Here is a 24849-nt window from a genome sequence, read left to right as displayed (position 1 = left end):
TAAAGAGAATAAAAAAAACCTATCAAGCCAACTTGATAGGTTTAAAAAAAAATATTAATTTTATTAAGCTTCTGTTTGCTCTTTCAACAAAGCAATCCCTAGCTCATCTAGTTGTGTTTCGTCAATGGTAGCAGGTGCGTCAATCATAACATCACGCCCTTGATTGTTTTTAGGGAAAGCAATAAAGTCACGAATAGAACCTGCGCCTTTCATAATGGAACAAAGTCGGTCAAAACCAAAGGCAATTCCACCGTGAGGAGGGGCACCATATTCGAATGCTCCCATCAAGAAACCAAATTGTTCTTCTGCTTCTGCCTCTGTAAAGCCTAGTAATTTAAAGTTTTTGGCTTGCAACTCTCGATCAAAAATACGAATAGAACCACCACCTATTTCCCAGCCATTAATAACCAAGTCATAAGCATCAGCACGCAAAGCTTTCATCGTATCATGATCTCCAGTCAACATGCGTTCGATATCGTTCTTTTTAGGAGAGGTGAAAGGATGGTGCATAGCGTGAAAACGTTCTGAGTCTTCGTCCCATTCCAACAAAGGAAAATCAACAACCCACAGAGGATTGAAACCACCCGAACGCAATCCCATACGATCACCCATTTCTAAACGCAGGCTATTTAACTGATCTCGAACTTTGTCCGTTTCACCTGAAAGAATTAAAAGCATATCACCCTTTTGAGCACCTGCTTTTTCTAACCAACTCATCAGTTGCGCATCGGTGTAAAATTTACCAACAGATGATTTAATGGAGCCATCTAAGTTATATTTTACATAGACCAAACCTTTGGCGCCAATTTGTGGGCGTTGCATCCATTCCGTTAGCTTCTTTATGTCTTTGTTAGAATACTGGTCAGCTTGTCCTCTAGCACAAATACCAACTACCAATTCTGCACTGTCAAATACAGGGAAACCATGACCTTGAGCGACATCATTAAACTCAACAAATTCCATCCCAAAACGTGTATCTGGTTTATCAGAACCATAGCGTTTTAGTGCTTCATCATAGGTCATGCGAGGGAAGGTTGGCAGGTCAACTCCTAAACATTCTTTGAACAAGTATTTGGTCAAGCCCTCAAAGGTTTGTAAAATTTCTTCTTGGGTGACAAAAGACATTTCGCAATCAATTTGTGTAAATTCTGGTTGGCGATCCGCTCGCAAGTCTTCGTCACGAAAACATTTGACCAATTGAAAGTATTTGTCAAAACCAGAAACCATCAATAACTGCTTGAAGGTTTGAGGCGATTGTGGCAAGGCATAAAATTGCCCTTTGTTCATACGGCTAGGAACAACAAAATCTCTAGCACCTTCTGGAGTACTTTTGATCAATACAGGTGTTTCTACCTCAATAAATCCATTATCAGATAAGTATTTACGTGTCTCAATAGCCACTTTTGATCTAAAGAACAAGTTTTCTTGAACAGGGCGACGACGCAAATCCAAGTAACGGTATTTCATACGAATTTCTTCTCCACCGTCTGTTTCTTCATCGATTGTAAATGGAGGTGTCAATGATTCGTTTAATACTTCTAATTTTTCTACTAGAATTTCAATCTCACCAGTAGGAATTTTAGGATTCTTGTTTGAACGCTCTGCTACCTCACCTTCTATACGCAAAACATATTCACGACCCAATTTTTTGGCATCATTATATAACTCTTCGTTAGTTTGTGTGTTAAATACCAATTGTGTAATACCATAACGATCTCGTAAGTCGATGAATGTCATGGATCCATAATCACGATTTTTGTTCAACCAGCCAGATAGCGTCACCTTTTGACCAACATGCTCTATGCGGAGTGCGCCACAATTGTGCGTTCTATACATTGTTTGTTATTTGTTGTATTAATTTTTATTGTTTTAGTATAACTAAGATACTAGCAATACTTCATGATATTTATTTTTTTGTTTTTGTGATAACCCAAAAACACGAAGTACTCTATATTTAAGTAGTCAACTTCAAATTAGTAACTCTTTAATCAATATAAATTTGATTGTGAGACTTGCGAAAGTAACGATTTGTTTGGAGCAAACCAAAATTCTAATTAGAATCCTTGTTCCAAAAGGAAGACAAAAAACTAAAAAATAAATCGACTGTAGCTATTTTGTGAACGATTTTATAAAGTTTTGATGTTGGTAGGGTAAGAAACTTGTATTGAAGTTAAAATAAAAAGCATGAATAAAGAGCGAGAATTTAATGCGATTGGAGATATTTTATACCAAGAGTTGTTAACATGGGGATTGGACCCCAACAGCATGGTCATAGAAGATAAAAAGTCGGAATTATTGGACCGTAAAATAATAACTGGAGAAAGGGCGTCGATTGCTTTTAAGGTTATTTTAGAACTTAAAAAAGAGCTTAATGGAGCTCTTTATAATGAAAACCCTCTAAACCAAGAAGCCGATTTTCCACATATGTATATTTGGAAAATAAGGTTTTTCTACTTTCTAAAAAACACAAACAACATCAAATTAACATTAGAGAAAGCTACGTTGGGACAGAAAATAAGTCGTCTTTTTGGAGGGGCTAAAACAAGAGTATACCATAAAGAATTTGATAAAACGTTTACCCTTTGGTGCAATCATCGTTATGCTTATGCAGATATATTGAGTTTACCGATTCAAGAAAAAATGCTAGCCCAAATTAATTATTGTTCGTTATATACTGTTCTAAAAGATCGGATACGTTATGAGACTACGTTGGATCCCTTATGGTTTAGAAAAAGCAAAAACTACTTTATGGAGCTTTTTGAAATTGGTTTCTTGCTAGCTCAAAATATTGAAAACTGGGAAGTTCCTATTGAACACGAATGATTGTATTAGTGCTAAATAAATCATCTCGTTGAACGCATGCTTCAACGAGATGATTTAATATTCTATTAGCGTGAAGAATTATTTAGTAATCAAAATACGCTGTACAAAGCCGTCCAATTCAATCGTTACAAAATAAACACCATCAGGAAGATCTTTCCAGTTTGGAACAGTTTGATACCAAAGTAGTTTGTCAAATTTTGTCTTAAAAATAGTAGTTTCTTGATGTAGTAACTTGCCTACGGTATTGTGTAAGCTAACCTGTGCTTTATAAGCACTGACATTCGACATAAAAATATCTAAGTGATCTTTTACATTAGTAAGATGATAATAATAGGCTTGTTTGGGTTGCAGCTCAACCACAGATTTTCGAAGACTTTTGTAAGCTGCCCAAAAGTCAGGTACTCCATAGCCATAAGCGTTATCTGGCTTATCTTTGTAATGTCCATGTTCTTCTAGGGTATGAATAATTTCCATGTTGTTGTGTTCTGGAAATGCTTGCCATAAGGAGCTGACCATACCTGCCATAATAGGAGCAGAAAAGGAGGTTCCATTGCTATAGCTAGTATCGTAACGTTTTTTAGCTGCTACCACAGCAATGGCGCCTCTTGCTACGACATTGGGTTTGATAATAGGTTTTTCTTCAAAACCATAGGAACTAAACTTAGCATGATAGCCGTCTCTGTCAACGGCACCAACAGTTAACACGCTGTCTGCGTCCCCAGGAACGGTAATGTGTTTCCATTTGTCATTTCCCTCATTACCAGCACTAGTTACTACCAACATGCCTTTTTGAGCTGCAAAACTTGCCGCTTTAGTCATAGCAGATGTTTTACCATCAATATCTACATAACCATAGTCCATGTCATTATCATCAAAATCATAATATCCCAAGGAAGAATTGACGACATCAACACCCAGCTGGTCGGCACGTTCTATTGCTGCCACCCAGTTGTATTCTTCGATCCAATATTCTCCTTTTACATCTTCGGTTTTAAAAAGGTAGTATTTTGCTTTGGGAGCTGTTCCGACAAAAAGATAGGGCATATTGGCAGCCATACAAGAAGCAACATTTCTACCATGACTCGAAGACTCAAAAACATAATCATCTCCCTCTACAAAATCGTGTGTGCCTAGTATTTGCTGATTGACAAAGAGGCTATCAAAACCAGGTGTTTCAGGCATGCCCTCAAAGCCCCCATCCATGATCGCAATATGCATTTCTTGCCCTTCATAACCCATTTTGTGCAAATATTCCCCTTTGAGCATATTGATTTGGTTTTTGCCCATACCATAATAATTGCTTTTGGTTTTGTAGGAATCTTTGTATTCTCTTTGCCCAATAGATTTGGGTGGTTGAGGTTCCCTTTTATAACCGATAGGAAAAACCTCCTTTACAAATTCAAAGCTTTTTAAATCTTCGACATCTGTACTAGCCGATTCTGTGATAACTGCGACGCCATTGAGCCATTTTGACGTAGCATGAATCTTGAAGCCTTTGATTAGAATAGGTTCTAGGTATTGAGGATTGACAGGTAAGTCTGATTCATCAATAGCAATGCCAAAGCGATTTCTTCTCTCTATTGCCCTGGCAGACAAATATTCTTGAGGGTGAAAAATACTATATGGATTGTTTTTTTTATCTTTAAAACTAACCCAATAAATGTTGTATTTACGTTGTGCTTCCGTTTCTGCTTGAAATAAAAAAGTAAATAGAATTAGAAATAAAATATTTGTACAAATATTCATATACTTTGTGTTAATAATATTTTGTAATGACTGGCGTTGGATGGTTCTAATTGGTTTTTAACGGGGCAAATGTGTGTTAAAGGTATTGTTTTGATAATTAATTGAATATGTTTTAGTAGTGCTGCTTGGTTTTATTAGATGAACTCATTTTTTTTGTAAAAAGAAGATTTATTATTCGATGCAAGCCTGAACAGCTAATTCTAAAATACTAAACTCAAAGTAACTATTCAAATAGGAAGCCTCAAAAAAAATAAAAGTCAGATGAATAGCTGCTTTTTTTAGACCAGAAGTCTACTGTAACGTCTAGATATGAAATCAATAATTTGTTATAGAGTATGCATGCTCATTTTATGGGGGGCTTGTACTACTTTATCGTCAGCTCTTGAAGGCCAATCTATGTACACGTTTAACTATACTTTTGAAGATGGTCTCCCATCAGATGAAGTGTACTGGATCAAAGAAGCAAGCAATGGTCTGCTTTGGGTAGGATGTGATAAAGGTTTGGTTAGTTTTGATGGAGTTGCGTTTAAAAAGTATAAAGTGCCAGAGGCAAGAAATAGGTCTATTACAGCGATTTATGAGGACTCCAACCAAACTATTTGGTGTCATAATTTTGCTGGACAAATTTACTATATTCAACAAGAAAAACTTCACTTATTAGATATATGGGAACAAAAAAGAGGTGGTAGAGTCATTCAAGATTTGGTTTTGGAAGAAGACGTATTAAAAATTGAATCTAAATCAGAAACTTGGCTGTATGATATTAAAAAAAGAACGTTGAAAAAATCGGAGGGGATTTATTACTTTTTGAACAATCACGAAAAGATTTTTTTGCATGGATTAAAAGGTCCTTATTACAAAGAAAAAGAACAAACAATACCTTTTGAATGTCCAGAATGTTTTTATGTGTCAGCAAGTACAACAACTCCTAGAAGGTATCCTAAGTTTTCTTTTGTGAAAAACGAGACTTTAGAACTGATTTATGTCAATAAATATATGGATAAAAACTGGACTAGTTCCAACGGATCATTTCTAAAAGATGGAGTAAAAATTCCGTTTGTTTATGCTGTAGAAGGTAAAGCTGTGAAAGCCATTCACTTTCCACCTATCTTAGAGCAATATGGAATGAACTTGATTATCAATAAAATAAAAATTGTTGATGAACATACGCTCTATTTGGCTACTTCGGAAGGGTTGTTTATTTGGAATATATTAACGAATACTGTACAGCACTTTTTTAAGGGGAAAATACTAAGCGATTCTTTTTTTGACCAAGAAGGAAATCTTTGGATTGGATCATTAGAAAAAGGTTTGTTTTTTGTCCCTCAATTGGGATTGCGGATTTATAGTAAGCTATCGGAGGAAAAAACAATTTATCAAATTGAGGCGGATCATCACGGAAATTTATTGTTAGGCTACGACGATGGAAGTATTGTTTATTGGGATCCTATTCGCAGTAAAATTTTGTTCAATTATTCGTTTCCAATTAACAAGAGAATTCAGTTTATTATTTACAACGATAAAAAAAATGAGTATTGGATAGCCGCAGAACTGGCAACTCATATTTTTAACCCTTCGAAACAAGAATTTAAATCAACAAAATTTGCAGGATCGGCCGTATATGACATGACTTTTGATCCCTTGGGGAATGTAATTGTTGCAATGGGGCATGGTGCGATTTTATATGCTGCCGATACCAATAATTTAGGAAGTGTTCACTTGCCTTTAAGTTGGAAAAATACAGAAACGTGGCAAAAATATAAAACTCGAAAACAATCAAAATACAATCATTATTATCTAACAAAAGGTTCTACACGAACCTATTCTACCTTGTTTCAGGGGCATCCTGAGTATACAATTTGGGTAGGGACTACAACAGGGTTAAGGTATTATGAGAATGGGATTCAGTATGATGTCAAAGATAACAATGGAAAGGATATTATAGCAACTTACATGGAAGCATTGAATGATACTACTTTCTGGGTAGGAACTCTAAAAGATGGTATGTATTGTATTCAAAATAAGAAAGTTATTAAACATGTGAAAATTGACGGAATAGAGACTTACAATGAAATACAAAAGCTAAAAATTAAAGATAGTATTTTATGGGTTGTAAGCGAGAGTGGTATTCTTCAGTATAATCTAGTGTCTGATTCGCTTAAAATTTGGGACAAAGGAAATAATTTGCCTTCTTGGAACGTACTGGATATCGCTTTTGTCAAAGATACGATCTATATAGCGACTAGAAAAGGGTTGGTTTCAATGCCTGTCAACTTAAAAGCAAGAGGCAAACAAACGGTTCTGAAGATGACTCAAATTATGATCAACGACTCTATTTATCCACTCAACAATCATTATGACTTGCCTTATGATCAAAATACACTCAAACTGCAATTTAGAGGAATTTCTTTCCGAAGCCAAAATGATTTTCGGTACGAATACCGCTTGCTAGGCGTGGAAAAAGGCTGGAATAATGTCTCTAGTGCGGGCAATAGAGTGAATTATCCTGATCTAAACCCTGGGAACTACACTTTTCAAGCCGTTTTTGTGAAAGCAGATGGCACACGTTCCAAACCAATTAATGTCCTCTTTCACATTAGAACACCACTTTATATGAAAGGGTGGTTTATTGCTGTTATAATACTTTTAGTGATTGCGATCATTAGTTGGATTTATAAAATTCAGATTAATAAAATAAAAGCTCAAAATAAGGAAAAACTAGAGCGTTCTCGTTTGGAAAGGGACATTCGAATTTCTGAACTAAAAGCACTAAAAGCACAGTTGAATCCACATTTTATGTTCAATGCTTTAAATTCCATTCAGGACTACATTATTCGAAATGAACGTGAGTTGGCAAGTGATTATTTGGGAATGTTCTCTGATTTGATGCGTCTATATCTAAATCATAGCCAAGAAGGGCAACTCTCTCTAAAAGAAGAAGTTGATTCTCTTCAACTTTACCTAGAATTGGAAGCTGTTAGGATGGAGGAAGATTTTAGTTACTCCATCAGGTTTGCTGACACTATAGATAGTTATAACATCGAAATTCCAACGATGCTGGTACAGCCTTATGTTGAGAATGCTATTAAGCATGGTTTATTTCGAAAGAAGGGCGCTAAGCAACTTGAAATAGTTTTTGAGCAAGATAGCACCAACTCTATTTTAGCTATTATTCGAGACAATGGCATTGGTCGAGCTGCGGCAGCTCGGTATACCAAGCAAAGAATGAATCGGCACAAATCTTTTGCTACGGTCGCCAATAACTCTAGGTTAGAACTGCTGAATTATGGGCAACCCAACTCTATCAAAGCTAAAATTATTGATTTGGTTGATGATAATGGAGAGCCACTAGGAACAGAAGTTCGGATAAGTATTCCTATAAAAATGTAGTTGATTTGTTGGTACACAATGAAATATTACAACAATGTGGTTAGAGTTCAAACTTAAGTCATTCGATTGATGATCTCCAAAAAAGGTTCTTTTTTATCTCTAGAAAGTGGTGTTTCTATATTTTTTTCTAACAAAATGCTATGACCATCTTTTTTGATGTATTGTCGTACAAAGCGAATGTTGATTAAAAAGGAACGATGTGTTCGATAAAAATGCTCGTTGTGGCTCAACATTTCTACAAAATACTTTAAAGGTTTGGAAATAATTTGAGTGCCACTAGAATTAGTATGCAATTTTGTATACATGCCATCAGCTTCCATGCAAATAATATCCTCGATGTCTACAAACAAAATTCCAGAAGAGACAGGAACGGCAATTTTTTTGAAAGCATTGTCTTGGATGGACTCTTTCAAAGTAGTCAGTTGTTGGGCAATAGTATTGTATTGAGATCTTTGTTCTATTTTATTTAAAGCATTTTTAATCTGTTTGGGGCGAATGGGTTTTAACAAATAGTCTACGGCATTAACCTCAAATGCTTTAATAGCATATTCGCTATAAGCTGTTGTGAAAATTAGATGAAACGTCATTTCATGAGCGTCTAAAAAATCTCCAATTTCGATTCCTAAATAGTCAGGCATTTCGATATCTAAAAAAACAAGGTTTGGTTTAGAGGTTCTAATCAGTTGGACGCCGTCCATCAAGCTGGCGGCTTCTTCAATATGTGTAATTTGAGGGCAATAATCTGTTAGAATGGTCGATAAGAGATGTCTTGCTTTTGACTCATCGTCAATAATGACTGCTTTCATAATGTGGGTTGATGAATGATTTGGTTGGGAAATCAAAAATAATAAAAAGGCCTCTTTTTTTTTATTTTAAAGATTAGTTTTTCCCATTTAACTTAAAAAGAGTGCAATTCAGAAGTTGAAATTTACAATTCAGCAATTGACAAATTAATCTCAAGTAGGATGCCTTAAATTTGTAAAAGAATCCACTCAACTAACAATGATTAATTAACACAAAGCTCTACAGAAAAGAATAATAACTACCATGTAGTAACTTATTTAGAGTTCAAAATTAAATTTACATGAAAAAAGCGTTCCTAACAACCTATTTTGTAGTCATGTCTATTCTTGCGTTTGCACAAACAGCAACTTCTTCGTACTCCTTTACAGGCAATGCCAATGACAATATAGGAAATAATGATGGTACGGTCTATGGGGCTGTACTGACCGAAGATCGTTTTGGTAATCCCAATGCTGCCTATCAATTTGATGGTATAGACGATTATATTGATTTTGGAGATTCGTCAGAATTTAGATTCAATGGCAGTTACACCCTGTCTACTTGGGTGTATATAGAGGATACCTTAGGACAAAATATTGGGACTATTTTAGTTAAAAGAAATCCGAATAGTCCATATAATCAATACAATCTATCTGTTACATCAGATATACAATTTGGAGGAAATGGAAATACAATTAAATTTTTGCACAAAGGAGACATTATGCCTGTTTCTAGAATTTTGTCTTCGCCTAATTTAACAGTAGGCTGGCATCACTTAGCAGTGGTTCATAATGCAGTTGATCAAGTATTAAAAATGTATTTTGACAATGTTTTAATTTCAACAACAAGTTATAGCAATTCAAATGAACAGGTGTTGGAAGTGTCTGGTCGACCATTCGAAATTGGAGGTAATATAGTTTCTAACAATCATTTTAAAGGAAAAATAGATGATGTGAGCATTTATCGAGATACATTATCGGCTACTGCTATCTCTGATTTGTATTACCAAATTGATACAACAAGTTGTTTAGTAGCTCAATATACTTTTGATAACAATAGTGCCGAGGATCAGAAGGGCAATCGAGATGCTGTTTTGGATGGGGCAACGTTTGGGAATGATAGATATGGAAATTCAAACAATGCTCTGAAAATAGCAGGTGTAGGGTCAGATCAAGCGACTTATATCCCACATCCAATAATTAACCCAAACAATGATTTTAGCATTTCTTATTGGGTCAATGTTGATTCATTCAATACCTCTCAAAATTTTCAATACTTTGTTACCTCAAGACATACAGCAACAGGCGCAGAACAAGGTGGGGTTGATATGGGAGTGAATGGATCGGGAGAATTTGTTTGCGTTTTGCGCACCTCCTCAACATCCATTGCTACTGTAAATTCTTCTGCGCAAACAACCAGTGAATGGCATCATGTTGTAGCTGTTAGAGCTAATGACACACTCAAATTGTATGTTGACAATGTTTTGGTAGGAACTGATGCAATAAGTAATACGAATATGAATTTTCCTAGTTTTTGGACATTAGGTTCTATTTACAATCCTGGTCCAATAATTTACCGTGAATTAAGTGGTCGTTTGGATGATGTCCGTTTTTATTGTAGAGGATTAAGTGCTGCAGAAATCACAACCTTGTATCCACTTTCAACTAGTCATACAATTCCCAAAACTTCTATTGCTTGTAAAATATATCCCAATCCAGTACAAGATGTCGTTAATATTGAGTTAGAAGAAAGGTGGAATGGTCAAGTGCAAATCATCAATGTAAGTGGACAAATATTGTATCAAGAGGATATAAATGAAACAAGTCACTCAATAGATGGTAGAAACCTACAAACAGGGATTTATTTTGTTCGATTGTTGAATAAGGAAGGACAAGTAATAACTCGAAAATTTGTTAAGTAGGTAGGAAAAATAAAAATCCATGAGATAACCAGCAGCTTTTTCTTCTAGAGAAAGCTGTTTTGTTATCTACTGTGTTTCCATCTTCTATGAGACCAGAGCCATAATTCAGGACATTTGATGATCGCAGCTTCTAATTTTTGAGCGTACATAGTCGTTAATTCTTCAGGAGTGTAGTTTCGAGGAGTTTCTGTAATGACTGATATTGTCATGGTGTAGTAGCCTCTTTTGATTCGTTCAAAATCTATGAAAAGCAAAGGGATATCATAGTTAAAAGCATAAGATGCTGGTCCTTTTAAAAAGGGAGTGTCCTGATTTAAAAAAGAAAGCCAGTGAGCTCGCTTAGGGTTGCTAGGAGATTGGTCAGCAATCAAAACAAAAGTTGCGACTTGATCTTGATAAGCTTTGAATGCTCTCGGAGCTTTGGGGCTAGACCAAAAATACGTATTGTACAAACTACGGGAAGCCTTGACGTACTGATCAATATAAGAATTTTTAATAGGAGCGTAGAGAATAACAACATCAGAACTAGTATGAGTAGAGGCAATCATTCCACCCCATTCCCAGTTGCCATAGTGCCCTCCAACAATAATAGCAGATTTGCCTTTGTCAATGATTTGTTGAGGCAATTCTGGCGTCATAAATTGTTGCCGCTTTTGCAATTCCTCCATAGAAAGTGTAAACCCTTTAAGTCCTTCTAGGAGTATGTCAAAAAGATGACGGTAAAACTTTTTCTCAATTAGAATGCGTTCAGCGGTCGTTTTTTGTGGAAAGGCATTGGCTAAATTTTGCCGAACAACCTTTTTTCGATAACCAATTATTTTGTACACAATCCAATAAGTCACGTCAGACAATCGATACAAAAACCAAAATGGCATCCATTTGAAAAGAAGTACTAAAAAACGAAAAGCTATGTAAACTAGGTAGTTGATGGATACAGCATATTAATAGAGTGAACAGGTAGGTTTTAGAATAACACGAAGGTAAATAGAAATCATGTAGATTAACAAAAAACTACTTGTTAAAAGAGACAAAAATACTATCATTAAGCCCCGAATCATTTAGAGGTCGCATTCGCTGACGTTTTCGAGTTACTGTAATTTTATTTTTACGTTCCAAATTTAATAAGGCATCAATATAGTTTTTTTTGACCAAGGCTTTTCCTGAATGATGGTTCTCATAAATATCAATAATTTGAAGTGTTTGTGATTTGTAGGTGCGTAATAAATCTTGTTCTAGATTAAACATAGAACCAAAAAGCGTTTGGCTTGTAATTTTTCTTTGAGGACCGTTGTTGGGATTAAATTCCAAATTGCCAATACCATCTTCTATAATTTGGCTCTCTATCCGAAATATTTCTCTCATGAGACTATGGTTGTCCTTGTTTTTAGTAAGAAAAAATAAAAAGTGGCTTGTTTTGTTTTTAGTATTGTAAAACTTGTAGCGAAGTGGAGACATCCAATCTGAGGATGTAATGGTGTCTAAGCATTGTTCAAATGCATTCAAAATTAATCGTTCTTTTTGGTGGGGAGCAGGTTTATCCTTGAATGCTATTTGCAATTGATCTGCCTGTCTTTGCCCAAACATTTGGAGTAGAGCAGTCTCTTTCTTTTTTTTATGAATAGATTTATATATTGCTTGATAATCTAGCAACAGCAAACAATCCGCATTGCCATGTTGCACTAAGTTTTGGACTAAATTCCAGTTCACCCCTTCGTAGTTCCACAAGTCAATTAAGGCTAATGTTGGAAGTGTTTTGATGCTAGAAAGGCTTCCTAACACGCTATCGTCCACCTCTGAAAAATTCAGAAAAGGAGGAAACGTGAAGGTTTCAATCAGATTAATTTGTGTAATGGATTCTGTAATTGCGGCTATTTTTTCTTCTTGTTTGTCATTGATTATGACTGATAACATCTCTCTAGTAAGTCGATTTTTAGCAGCTAATGTTAAGACTTGAGTAACGATGGATGTTGTTGTTGGATCATTGTTATCAATACCCCATCCTGCCGCAAAGTCAACAAAGGCAAATTTTTCTTCTAAGTTTTCCTGTTTAATGGTAGCAACTAATTGTTTTGACCATTTTGAGAAATACTTTAAGACAATATTTGAACGCACCTCATGTTCATTCTTAGGATTAGTATGATAAATAGATGTTGCCATAGTATAATAATGTATTGCTAGTATCGAAAAGAATAAAGCAGTGAAACATACTGCCAATTGTGGGTTAGGTTGTGTGTAGACACAACACCTAGATTGTAATTTTTAAAAATTTTCTGAACGATTACATTAAAACAAAAATATGCATTTTTTTGTTTTTGTAATAAAAAATACCTTTGTTTTTTGCTTGTGTAGCTAATAATTGTTCAAAAAATAGAATCTCTTGCTTTCCAAAGAGCGGTTGCAGAAGATTCTGAAAGCAGGTTTTGATTGTTGTTGATAGGAAAAGGAAGGCTTAGGCTGGTAGAGATTTAGTGTAAATCTAAAATTTAGGCTGGATTTTTAGAAATAAATGCTCTATCTTTGCCCAAAAGATAGACAGAAGATAAATTCTAAAAAAAATTTTGAGTCTTAGTAAATAATACTTTGTTGATTAGCTCTGCTTAGTTGGCTATACATCTCTTAGATGGCATTTATTTCATGAATGTAGTTGATTATTAACGTAAGTGACCAAAAAATTAGAAGTATAATTTAACCTATTTTACCTACCACAAACAAACACAATGTTACAATTTTACAAACTTTGGAGCATATTCATAGTCTGCTTCATCTTATCAACGGTCTCGTCTGCACAGACCATCACTATTGTTGACCCCAATGGCGGCGAGGTTTTGCACACTTGTCAGCAATACACAATATCTTGGAATACATCAGGAACGCTCTCTGATTATTACGATATTGATTATTCTTTGGATGGAGGAACAATTTGGGCTTCTGTAACAACGAATTACCTTTCTACCAATGGTCTTTTTACTTGGACGGTACCACCTGTACAATCAAGCACCTGTTTAATTCGAGTGAAGGATGCACAGAGTGGAGGTATTGTCGATCAAAGCGATGCTTTTTTTACGATTAATACGCCTGTTACAGTGTTGGCTCCGAACGGGGGAGAGACACTAAAAGGAGGAGATGTACATACCATTACTTGGAATGCAATAGGTACATCCAATACTTATGATTTGTACTATTCGACAAATGGAGGAGCAACTTGGAGTACCATTGTAGTAAATTATGCAACAGGTTCTGCGACTTATAACTGGACGGTACCCAACATTCCTTCTTCCAATTGCTTAGTTCGTGTCAGAGACCATGTGACTACTTGTATGTTGGATGAAAGTGATGCGCCTTTTACCATTACACCAGATGACCCGATACTTTTGAGTCCCAATGGGGGAGAAAACTTGTTTCCTGGCTGTACTAGAACTATAACTTGGAATCCTGCAACGTTTTATTCAAATGTATATTTGGAATACAGTACAGATAATGGTGTGTCATGGACGACAATCACAAGTAATACGAGCAATGATGGTAGTCATTCTTGGATAGTTCCTACTCAAATTTCGACAACATGTTTAATTCGAGCAAGCAATGTAGCAAATACGACAATCTTAGACATTAGCGATGCAACATTTAACATAGTAGCGCCGATACGAGTAACGGCATCAAATGGAGGGGATACCTTATATGGTTGCAGTCGTTATACAATTCGTTGGACAAAACCGAACTCGTGTATCAGCAGATTTAGGCTTTATTATTCTACAAATAATGGAACGACTTGGTTAGCGATAAACAGCATTGTATCTAATTCGGGCAGTGGGACAAGTCAAGGATTCAATTGGACAGTACCGAATGGCGTGACGAGTAATCAAGCTTTGTTTAAAGTAGAAGATTATTATGATAATAGTGTCTATGATGTATCGGATGCAAATTTTGTGATATTGCCGAGCAATGATATGACGATAACGAGTCCGAATGGCGGTGAGGTTTTAGCCGCACAAGGCAGTCACTTGATTACTTGGACGAGCTTGCCAAGTGCTTCGGGACAATACAATTTACAATATTCTACGAATGGAGGTGGTAGTTGGACAACGATCGTGAGCAACATAACAGGCAATGCGTATAACTGGACGATACCAAATACTCCTTCAACAAGCTGCAAGATAAGAATAGTAGATTATACAAACACTTGCAAATATGATGATTCTGATGGGAACTTTACCATAACGCCTTTAAATCCAGAGTTAACGGCACCAAATGGAGGAGAGATATTATATCCAGATTGTAATTATCGAATTGAGTGGAACACAACGACCTTTTATTCCAATGTACGTTTGGAGTATTCTTCAGACAATGGTTTGACGTGGAATGTGATAACAACAAGCACGAGCAACGACGGACGCCACGATTGGTTGACACCTTCGGGACCTTTGGGAACAACGTATTTAGTACGGATAGCTGGAACAAATAATTTGAGTTTGGTAGACACGAGTGCCAGTAATTTTTCTTTGGTAGCGCCGATACGAGTAACGGCATCAAATGGAGGGGATACCTTATATGGTTGCAGTCGTTATACAATTCGTTGGACAAAACCGAACTCGTGTATCAGCAGATTTAGGCTTTATTATTCTACGAATAATGGAACAACTTGGTTAGCGATAAACAGCATTGTATCTAATTCGGGTAGTGGGACAAGTCAAGGATTCAATTGGACGGTACCGAATGGCGTGACGAGTAATCAAGCTTTATTTAAAGTAGAAGATTATTATGATAATAGTGTCTATGATATATCAGATGCAAATTTTGTGATATTGCCGAGCAATGATATGACGATAACGAGTCCGAATGGCGGTGAGGTTTTAGCCGCACAAGGCAGCCATTTGATTACTTGGACGAGCTTGCCAAGTGCTTCGGGACAATACAATTTACAATATTCTACGAATGGAGGTGGCAGTTGGACAACGATCGTGAGCAACATAACAGGCAATGCGTATAACTGGACGATACCAAATACTCCTTCAACAAGCTGCAAGATAAGAATAGTAGATTATACAAACACTTGCAAATATGATGATTCTGATGGGAACTTTACCATAACGCCTTTAAATCCAGAATTAACGGCACCAAACGGAGGAGAGATATTGTATCCAGATTGTAATTATCGAATTGAGTGGAACACAACGACCTTTTATTCCAATGTGCGTTTGGAGTATTCTTCAGACAATGGTTTGACATGGAATGTGATAACAACAAGCACGAGCAACGATGGACGCCACGATTGGTTGACACCGCCGGGACCTTTGGGAACAACGTATTTAGTACGGATAGCTGGAACAAATAATTTGAGTTTGGCAGACACGAGTGCCAGTAATTTTTCTTTGGTAGCGCCGATACGAGTAACGGCATCAAATGGAGGGGATACCTTATATGGTTGCAGTCGTTATACAATTCGTTGGACAAAACCGAACTCGTGCATCAGCAGATTTAGGCTTTATTATTCTACGAATAATGGAACGACTTGGTTAGCGATAAACAGCATTGTATCTAATTCGGGCAGTGGGACAAGTCAAGGATTCAATTGGACAGTACCGAATGGCGTGACGAGTAATCAAGCTTTGTTTAAAGTAGAAGATTATTATGATAATAGTGTCTATGATATATCAGATGCAAATTTTGTGATATTGCCGAGCAATGATATGACGATAACGAGTCCGAATGGCGGTGAGGTTTTAGCCGCAGAAGGCAGCCATTTGATTACTTGGACGAGCTTGCCAAGTGCTTCGGGACAATACAATTTACAATATTCTACGAATGGAGGTGGTAGTTGGACAACGATCGTGAGCAACATAACAGGCAATGCGTATAACTGGACGATACCAAATACTCCTTCAACAAGCTGCAAGATAAGAATAGTAGATTATACAAACACTTGCAAATATGATGATTCTGATGGGAACTTTACCATAACGCCTTTAAATCCAGAGTTAACGGCACCAAATGGAGGAGAGATATTGTATCCAGATTGTAATTATCGAATTGAGTGGAACACAACGACCTTTTATTCTAATGTACGTTTGGAGTATTCTTCAGACAATGGTTTGACATGGAATGTGATAACAACAAGCACGAGCAACGACGGACGCCACGATTGGTTGACACCGTCGGGACCTTTGGGAACAACGTATTTAGTACGGATAGCCGGAACAAATAATTTGAGTTTGGCAGACACGAGTGCCAGTAATTTTTCTTTGGTAGCGCCGATACGAGTAACGGCATCAAATGGAGGTGATACCTTATATGGTTGCAGTCGTTATACAATTCGTTGGACAAAACCGAACTCTTGTATCAGCAGATTTAGGCTTTATTATTCTACGAATAATGGAACGACTTGGTTAGCGATAAACAGCATTGTATCTAATTCGGGCAGTGGGACAAGTCAAGGATTCAATTGGACAGTACCGAATGGCGTGACGAGTAATCAAGCTTTGTTTAAAGTAGAAGATTATTATGATAATAGTGTCTATGATATATCGGATGCGAATTTTGTGATATTGCCGAGCAATGATATGACGATAACGAGTCCGAATGGCGGTGAGGTTTTAGCCGCACAAGGCAGTCATTTGATTACTTGGACGAGCTTGCCAAGTGCTTCGGGACAATACAATTTACAATATTCTACGAATGGAGGTGGCAGTTGGACAACGATCGTGAGCAACATAACAGGCAATGCGTATAACTGGACGATACCAAATACTCCTTCAACAAGTTGCAAGATAAGAATAGTAGATTATACGAATACCTGTAAATATGATGATTCTGATGGGAACTTTACCATAACGCCTTTAAATCCAGAGTTAACGGCACCAAACGGAGGAGAGATATTGTATCCAGATTGTAATTATCGAATTGAGTGGAACACAACGACCTTTTATTCTAATGTACGTTTGGAATATTCTTCAGACAATGGTTTGACATGGAATGTGATAACAACAAGCACGAGCAATGATGGACGCCACGATTGGTTGACACCGTCGGGACCTTTGGGAACAACGTATTTAGTACGGATAGCTGGAACAAATAATTTGAGTTTGGCAGACACGAGTGCCAGTAATTTTTCTTTGGTAGCGCCGATACGAGTAACGGCATCAAATGGAGGTGATACCTTATATGGTTGCAGTCGTTATACAATTCGTTGGACAAAACCGAACTCTTGTATCAGCAGATTTAGGCTTTATTATTCTACGAATAATGGAACGACTTGGTTAGCGATAAACAGCATTGTATCTAATTCGGGCAGTGGGACAAGTCAAGGATTCAATTGGACAGTACCGAATGGCGTGACGAGTAATCAAGCTTTATTTAAAGTAGAAGATTATTATGATAATAGTGTCTATGATATATCGGATGCAAATTTTGTGATATTGCCGAGCAATGATATGACGATAACGAGTCCGAATGGCGGCGAGGTAATACAAGGTTTGACCAGCCATACTATTACTTGGAGTACGACTCCCGCAGCTTCGGGACAATACAATTTACAATATTCTACGAATGGAGGTGGTAATTGGACGACGATAGCAACTAATATTACAGGGAATGCCTATACTTGGACGGCACCTAATATCCCATCAGCAAATTATAAAATACGTGTTGTTGATTATAATAATACTTGTAAGTACGATGATTCGGATGCCTCTTTTGAAGTGACTCCCGCAACTCCAATAATGACAGCTCCTAATGGAGGAGAAGTGTGGTATGCAGGAACCTCGCAAACCATACGATGGAATCCTACTACTTATTATTCAAATGTGCGCATAGATTACTCTACAGATAATGGTTTATCTTGGAATACAATAACCACTAATACCTCAAATGATGGAACGCACTCTTGGACAATCCCCAATGTTGCTTCTACTGTTTGTTTGGTTCGAGTGAGTAATACAGCTAATGTTTTGATTAATGATGTGAGTGATGCTGTCTTTCAGATTAAACCAGCTGTTACCGTATTGACTCCTAATGGAGATAATGGCATAAATAGTTGGGGCGGATGTACCGTAACTTCTATTACCTTTGATCATTCACCAGCATATAATCGTTGGAGAATTTTATACTCTCTAGATGGTGGAAACTCTTGGACAACGATTGTTAACAATTGGTACCAAACTAGTAATCCTGCAACCTATAATTGGACGATTCCTAACACTTCTTCGTCACAAGTATTGGTAAAAGTAGAGCCATATTACAATACAAGTTATTTTGATCAGAGTGATGCAACCTTTACCGTAGATAAACCAGTGACTATTATTCAACCCAATTTTGGAGGAATTATGCAAGTTGGTTCTGTTTATAATATCGAGTGGTCTTCAGATGGAATTTCAAATCTATATGACATCTTCTTTTCAGACGATGGAGGTAGTACATGGTCTACAGTTGTTTTAGGATATAATACTTCTAATAATACCTACCCATGGACAGTGCCTAATGCACCTTCTAGCAATTGTTTGATTAGAATTCGTGATAATATAGATAACTGTAAAGAAGATGTAAGTGACATTCCATTTATCATTAGTAGTAATACACCTGCTTTAACTGTTTTGTCTCCTAATGGAGGGGATACCTTGTATGGATGTAATAGTTATAACATAACATGGACAGAGCCTTCTCCTAACGGTACTTACGATTTGGCTTATACAACAGATGGTGGTAATTCTTGGAACGACATTGTATTAGGATACAACACCACAACATTGTCATATAACTGGACAACACCCAATATTAGTTCATCCAATGTATTGGTTCGTGTAAAGGCAAGTTCGACAGCTATTTATGATTTAAGTGATGCGTTGTTTACAATTATACCAAGCAGTATATCCGTATTAACAGCTGATACAATGGTTTGTGGCGGTTCGCCAGTCCAATTAAACGCAACAGGGGCAGCTACTTTTTCTTGGACACCAACGACAGGATTGTCTAATCCTACTATTGCAAATCCAATAGCAACTCCTTCTAGTACTACTACATACATCGTTCAGTCGGGTAGTGGAAATTGTGTCTTGGTGGATTCTATTACAATAACAACTTCGTCAGTAGGAAGTGTACCCGTAGATGTAACAATATCTGCAACGCCATCCAATACAATTTGTAGTGGAACAATGGTTAATTTTACGGCAACACCAACGAATGGGGGAACGGCTCCAGATTATCAGTGGCAAGTAAATGGAGTAAATGTAGGGACGAATAGTGCTAGTTATTCTAATGCAAGCTTAAATGATAATGATGTTGTAGCTGTTGTTTTAACTTCTAATCAAGCGTGTATTACAAATAATCCAGATACATCGGCAGCAATTGTAATGGATGTGTCCGTTTCTTCTACACCTTCTGTCTCTGTGCAAACAATGCCAGCAACAACGGTTTGTAGTGGAACAATGGTAAGCTTTACAGCAACGCCTACAAATGGAGGGGCAAACCCCAATTACCAATGGCAAGTAAATGGAGTAAATGTAGGAACGAATAGCAATATTTATAGTTCTAATGGATTGCTTGATGGGGATGTAGTACAGGTAATTATGACATCCAATTCAGCTTGTGCTATAGGTGGTCCTGTTAATAGTTCTCCTGTAACAATGACGATCAATACGGTACCAATGCAGCCTTCTACAATTGTTGGTAGTACATCAGTTTGTGAAAATACTGCCCAGACGTTTTCAGTTAATCCTATTGCAGGAGCTAATAGCTACACATGGTCTTTGCCTAATGGTTGGACAGGAACAAGCACGACTCCAAGTATCAATACAGTGGTAGGAAATGCTGGTGGTCTTGTGAGTGTACAAGCAACGAATGGTTGTGGGAATAGTCCAACTCAAAGTGTTAATACTGTGGTCAATACAACACCAATAGTAGCTGCAACAGCAACTAATACAATTGTTTGTGCTGGAGAACCAGTAACTTTTGCAGGAACAGGAGCTAGTAATTATGTGTGGGATAATGGTATAACTAATGGTGCTACGATTAATCCAACACTTAGTGCGACGTACAGTGTGACAGGAACAGATGCCAATGGCTGTAGCAATACCGATCAAGTAACAGTTTTGGTTAATGCTTTGCCTAACGTGGTCGCTAACGCATCTGCAATAACCATTTGCTCTAACGAATCTGTTACCTTAACAGGAACAGGTGCTAATACCTATACATGGAGTAACAATGTAACGAATAATGTTGCATTTAGTCCAACTACAACGACTACTTATAATGTAATAGGAACAGATGTTAATGGTTGTACGAATACCGATCAAGTAACGATTTCCGTTAATGCAAGACCAAACGTTTCAGCAGGAGCAGATCAAACTGTTTGTGAAAACACGATGGTAACCTTATCAGGAAGTGGCGCACAAACGTATGTGTGGAATAATGGAATTAGTGATAATGTTGCTTTTGCAGCGACTAGCACGGCAACATATATGGTGACAGGAACAGATGCGAACGGTTGTACCAATGTTGATACAGTAACGATAATGGTGACACCAGCTCCAACAGTTTTAGCGAATGCCAGTTCAATGTCAATTTGCCAAGGAGACTCGGTAACTTTGACGGGAAGTGGTGCGATGAGTTATACTTGGAATTTTGGAGTAACAGATGGTGTTGCATTTAGCCCTTCAAATACATTGACGTATAGTGTGACGGGAACAGATGTTAATGGTTGTACCAATACCGATCAAATTACAATAACAGTAAATGCTTTGCCAACTGTGGCAGCGAATGCAAGTACATTCTCTATTTGTGAAGGCGAGTTGGTAACCTTAACAGGAAGTGGTGCCGCAACTTACACTTGGGATCATGGAGTGTTGAATGGAAATCCTTTAAGCCCAGCAAGTACAACGACCTATAGTGTGACAGGGACGGATGTTAATGGTTGTAATAATACCGACCAAGTAACGATTTCTGTTAATGCAAGACCAAACGTTTCAGCAGGAGCAGACCAAACTGTTTGTGAAAACACGATGGTAACCTTATCAGGAAGTGGCGCACAAACGTATGTGTGGAATAATGGAGTTAGTGATAATGTTGCTTTTGCAGCGACTAACACGGCAACATATATGGTAACAGGAACAGATGCGAATGGTTGTACCAATGTTGATACAGTAGCGATAATGGTGACACCAGCTCCAACAGTTTTAGCGAATGCCAGTTCAATGTCAATTTGCCAAGGAGACTCGGTAACTTTGGCGGGAAGTGGTGCGATGAGTTATGCTTGGAATTTTGGAGTAACAGATGGTGTTGCATTTAGCCCTTCAAATACATTGACGTATAGTGTGACGGGAACAGATGTTAATGGTTGTACCAATACCGATCAAATTACAATAACAGTAAATGCTTTGCCAACTGTGGCGGCGAATGCAAGCACATTCTCTATTTGTGAAAGTGGAATGGTAACCTTAACAGGAAGTGGTGCCGCAACTTACACTTGGGAGCATGGAGTGTTGAATGGAAATCCTGTAAGCCCAGTAAGTACAACGACCTATAGTGTGACAGGGACGGATGTTAATGGTTGTAATAATACCGATCAAGTAACGATAGTGGTTAATGCACGACCCAATGTATCGGCTAATTCTGATACAACTGTTTGTGAGAATAGTTTATTGACATTAAGTGGAATAGGAGCTCAAACGTATACTTGGAATAATGGAGTGACGAATAATGTTCCATTTACTGCAACTAACAATACTATTTACAAGGTTATCGGAACGGATGCAAATGGTTGTACCGATACAGCAGAAGTAATCGTTACGGTTAATCCTGCTCCTGCAATTAATGCAGGAAGTGATCAAGTAATTTGCGATGGGGCATCCGTGATTTTAGCAGGAAGTGGTGCAACGACTTACATTTGGAATAACGGGATAACGGATAATACGCCATTTGTACCAACAACTACTACTACTTATATTGTAACAGGAGTAGATCTGAACAATTGTAGCAGCGTAGATTCTGTCGTTGTTACTGTAAATCCTAATCCAGTTGTCAATATTACGCAGCAACAAGATGAAATTGTGGGCAACGATGGTTTCATTAATCTATCTGTAACAGGAGGCTTGCCACCATTTACGTTTGATTGGAATAATGACGGAATTGGAGATTTTGATGATACAGAAGATTTGAATAATCTTGTGGTAGGATACTATGCGGTAGTTGTTCAAGACGTGAACGGTTGTATCGATTCTTTGCATACGAATATTGGTAGTGTTGTTCCTGTCGATAAAGCAGAAGATGAAGGGATTAAACTGGCTATTTTCCCTAATCCTAGTTATGGGAAATTCACCATTGCAATTAATAAGGCTCAATCTGAGGCAATTCAATTGACGATTTTTGATATGAGTGGCAAATGGGTGAAATCTTTGGAATTAAAAGCTTTTGAAACAGAGGTGCAAATTGATTTAGACAGCATCAGTGCAGGAGCTTATTATATTCGTATGAATGGTGCTAAATACACAACGGTAAAACGATTTACCATTATTAAGTAAGAAGATATAATAAAAACTTATTAGTTGTGAAAATAAGAGGGGAGATGCTCTATCGAGTATCTCCCCATTTTATAAATGATAATTAGATCAATTTTACAAAAGTTACTGTTTAGACGTTAGTTCTTGAGTAATTGTTTCTAGTGCTTTAATACGTTCATTTTGCTCTTTGATAATACCTTGTTGCTCCTTAATCGCTTGAGTTAAAATAGGAATAATACGAGTGTAATCCATTACCACAAAATCTTCTACAACTGCTTGTTGTTCTTGTTGTGCCCCCATCTCTACACAAGCATTGGTCACGAGTTGTTTTTCTCGAACTATTTCGGGGAGAACACTTTGAACTTCTTGTGCAACAAAGCCATATTCCATTTCTGTATTTAATCCCATATTAGGATATTTCTCAAAATTAAAATTATAAGTCACTGGATTTAATTGATTAACAATATCTAATGCTTTTTGGATAGGTTGGATGTTTTTCTTTGTTTTTCGGTCAGAAACGGCACCCATAAAACCCGTATAGCCTAAATCATTATAAAAAACGCCACCCCAGCCAACAACACCACCTGTATTTTGCCTAGAACCATAAACTCCAACACCATCACGTCCGTTGGCAACACCCCGAACGCCAATAGCTCTATGAGTCAAGCTGTTGTTAATTGCCAAACCAAAAACTCCAGAAGGTATAAAGGCTGTACCGCTATAATTGGTAATTCCTTCTATGCCATTATAAGGATTTGCAGTATTATTGTCATGACCAGAAATAGCGACACCATCAATACCAGAATTATCAAAAGAAGCCATTGCATTAGCACCAACATTAATCCCTCCATTGGTCATTTGAAGCATGCTAGAGGGGGCATTGGTTTGAATCCCAATTTCGTTGGTTCCTGCATCAATGAAGAACATATTGGTCTGTAAGTCTGATTCTATGCGAATATCGGCATTGGCATTCCCTTGTTCATTAAAAACAGTAACACCATTTCCATGAATTCTATGATTCATAGCATTGTTTTCGTATAAATCAATTACTCCATCATCTGCCGAATCATAAATTCGAACTAAAATATCGCCACCATTAACTGCGCCATCTCTGAGAAAAAGATCATCTGAGAAATAAGAGTCACCAGTGACATTAAATCTACCAGCATTAGCAATACTTCCTACTGCTGTGCGTCCATTGTCTAAAACAGAAAAGCGATTGACTCCATTGTCCGCAATATGAAAATCACCTGTATTGGTTAAGTCATGCGTTAAATTAAAGAGGTCATGGCTAATCGTCGTACCTTGAATTAAGGTTCCTCCCAAACGAATATCATTAGGATGTGTTGTTAACCCATTTATAGCGACAGCATTTAATGTAACATCCCCTGCAGCTCCTCCTCCAACTAAACCGTCACCAGCTGTAACACTGGTAATGTCGCCAGATGCCGCAGGAATGGCTTGCGTACTGAGTACACCATTCGCATCTGCCACTACCATGCGAGTACCAACGCCAGATAGGGAGGTGATTCTAGCATCTCCTACAACGTGTAATTTGTTGGTTGGACTAGGGGTGCCAATACCAACATTTTGAGCATAGCTATGATTAAGCGAAAGGAAGCAACAACCTGTGATAAAAAAGAGTTGCTGCGTACTTTTAGTAAACTGTTTTCTTTTGTCAAATTGTAGCATAGAATAGAG

Annotated in this window: 10 protein-coding genes; 4 read left to right on the top strand and 6 right to left on the bottom strand. The window is 37.2% G+C overall.

Annotation, left to right across the window (positions count from 1 at the left end; all coding sequences use genetic code 11):
* Nucleotides 1-63: 63 nt before the first annotated feature.
* The gene (gene aspS / locus QP953_RS18060; protein WP_309552232.1) at nt 64-1836 is read right to left on the bottom strand and encodes an aspartate--tRNA ligase; all 1773 of its coding nucleotides are present in this window, start codon (nt 1834-1836) and stop codon (nt 64-66) included.
* Between the two features lie 348 nt (nt 1837-2184).
* Between aspS and QP953_RS18055 the strand changes: the two genes are divergently transcribed.
* A complete protein-coding gene (locus QP953_RS18055) occupies nt 2185-2823 on the top strand; it encodes a hypothetical protein (protein WP_309552230.1) in 639 nt (212 codons plus the stop codon).
* Nucleotides 2824-2901: 78 nt separating this feature from the next.
* On the opposite strand, the gene QP953_RS18050 is transcribed toward QP953_RS18055, so the two are convergent.
* A complete protein-coding gene (locus QP953_RS18050) occupies nt 2902-4569 on the bottom strand; it encodes a S8 family serine peptidase (RefSeq protein WP_309552228.1) in 1668 nt (555 codons plus the stop codon).
* A 396-nt stretch (nt 4570-4965) separates the two neighbouring features.
* Here QP953_RS18050 and QP953_RS18045 point away from each other — a divergent pair, with 396 nt between their 5' ends.
* Nucleotides 4966-7959, top strand: coding sequence for a histidine kinase (locus tag QP953_RS18045; protein WP_309552226.1), 2994 nt, complete (start codon nt 4966-4968; stop codon nt 7957-7959).
* Nucleotides 7960-8012: 53 nt separating this feature from the next.
* On the opposite strand, the gene QP953_RS18040 is transcribed toward QP953_RS18045, so the two are convergent.
* Nucleotides 8013-8765: a LytTR family DNA-binding domain-containing protein gene (locus QP953_RS18040; protein ID WP_052594247.1), complete on the bottom strand. Its 753-nt coding sequence runs from the start codon at nt 8763-8765 to the stop codon at nt 8013-8015.
* 278 nt (nt 8766-9043) lie between these two features.
* Here QP953_RS18040 and QP953_RS18035 point away from each other — a divergent pair, with 278 nt between their 5' ends.
* Nucleotides 9044-10663: a LamG-like jellyroll fold domain-containing protein gene (locus QP953_RS18035; protein ID WP_309552224.1), complete on the top strand. Its 1620-nt coding sequence runs from the start codon at nt 9044-9046 to the stop codon at nt 10661-10663.
* A gap of 62 nt (nt 10664-10725) precedes the next feature.
* On the opposite strand, the gene QP953_RS18030 is transcribed toward QP953_RS18035, so the two are convergent.
* Nucleotides 10726-11538, bottom strand: a complete 813-nt coding sequence (locus QP953_RS18030) for a lysophospholipid acyltransferase family protein (RefSeq protein ID WP_052594243.1) — start codon at nt 11536-11538, stop codon at nt 10726-10728.
* 136 nt (nt 11539-11674) lie between these two features.
* Nucleotides 11675-12820, bottom strand: coding sequence for a three-Cys-motif partner protein TcmP (gene tcmP / locus QP953_RS18025; RefSeq protein ID WP_309552222.1), 1146 nt, complete (start codon nt 12818-12820; stop codon nt 11675-11677).
* Nucleotides 12821-13380: 560 nt separating this feature from the next.
* On the opposite strand from tcmP, the gene QP953_RS18020 reads away from it, so the two are divergent.
* Nucleotides 13381-23169 carry a T9SS type A sorting domain-containing protein gene (locus tag QP953_RS18020; RefSeq protein WP_309552220.1) on the top strand — a complete coding sequence of 3263 codons (9789 nt, stop codon included), beginning with the start codon at nt 13381-13383 and terminating at the stop codon, nt 23167-23169.
* Between the two features lie 102 nt (nt 23170-23271).
* Here QP953_RS18020 and QP953_RS18015 read toward each other — a convergent pair whose 3' ends face one another.
* Entirely contained in the window at nt 23272-24840 is a 1569-nt protein-coding gene (locus QP953_RS18015) for a tail fiber domain-containing protein (RefSeq protein ID WP_309552219.1), read from the bottom strand.
* Nucleotides 24841-24849: the final 9 nt, after the last annotated feature.

Source organism: Aureispira sp. CCB-E, from assembly GCF_031326345.1.
Classification (GTDB): domain Bacteria; phylum Bacteroidota; class Bacteroidia; order Chitinophagales; family Saprospiraceae; genus Aureispira.
Note: the sequence above shows the minus strand (reverse complement) of the source record. Positions and strands in the feature narration are given on the sequence as shown.

Bases quoted from the DNA above. Each gene is read 5' to 3' on its own strand.
- QP953_RS18030 (WP_052594243.1), bottom strand. From the start codon at position 11,538: ATGCCATTTTGGTTTTTGTATCGATTGTCTGACGTGACTTATTGGATT.
- QP953_RS18020 (WP_309552220.1), top strand. From the start codon at position 13,381: ATGTTACAATTTTACAAACTTTGGAGCATATTCATAGTCTGCTTCATC.
- QP953_RS18045 (WP_309552226.1), top strand. From the start codon at position 4,966: ATGTACACGTTTAACTATACTTTTGAAGATGGTCTCCCATCAGATGAA.
- QP953_RS18035 (WP_309552224.1), top strand. From the start codon at position 9,044: ATGAAAAAAGCGTTCCTAACAACCTATTTTGTAGTCATGTCTATTCTT.
- aspS (WP_309552232.1), bottom strand. From the start codon at position 1,836: ATGTATAGAACGCACAATTGTGGCGCACTCCGCATAGAGCATGTTGGT.
- tcmP (WP_309552222.1), bottom strand. From the start codon at position 12,820: ATGGCAACATCTATTTATCATACTAATCCTAAGAATGAACATGAGGTG.
- QP953_RS18050 (WP_309552228.1), bottom strand. From the start codon at position 4,569: ATGAATATTTGTACAAATATTTTATTTCTAATTCTATTTACTTTTTTA.
- QP953_RS18015 (WP_309552219.1), bottom strand. From the start codon at position 24,840: ATGCTACAATTTGACAAAAGAAAACAGTTTACTAAAAGTACGCAGCAA.
- QP953_RS18055 (WP_309552230.1), top strand. From the start codon at position 2,185: ATGAATAAAGAGCGAGAATTTAATGCGATTGGAGATATTTTATACCAA.
- QP953_RS18040 (WP_052594247.1), bottom strand. From the start codon at position 8,765: ATGAAAGCAGTCATTATTGACGATGAGTCAAAAGCAAGACATCTCTTA.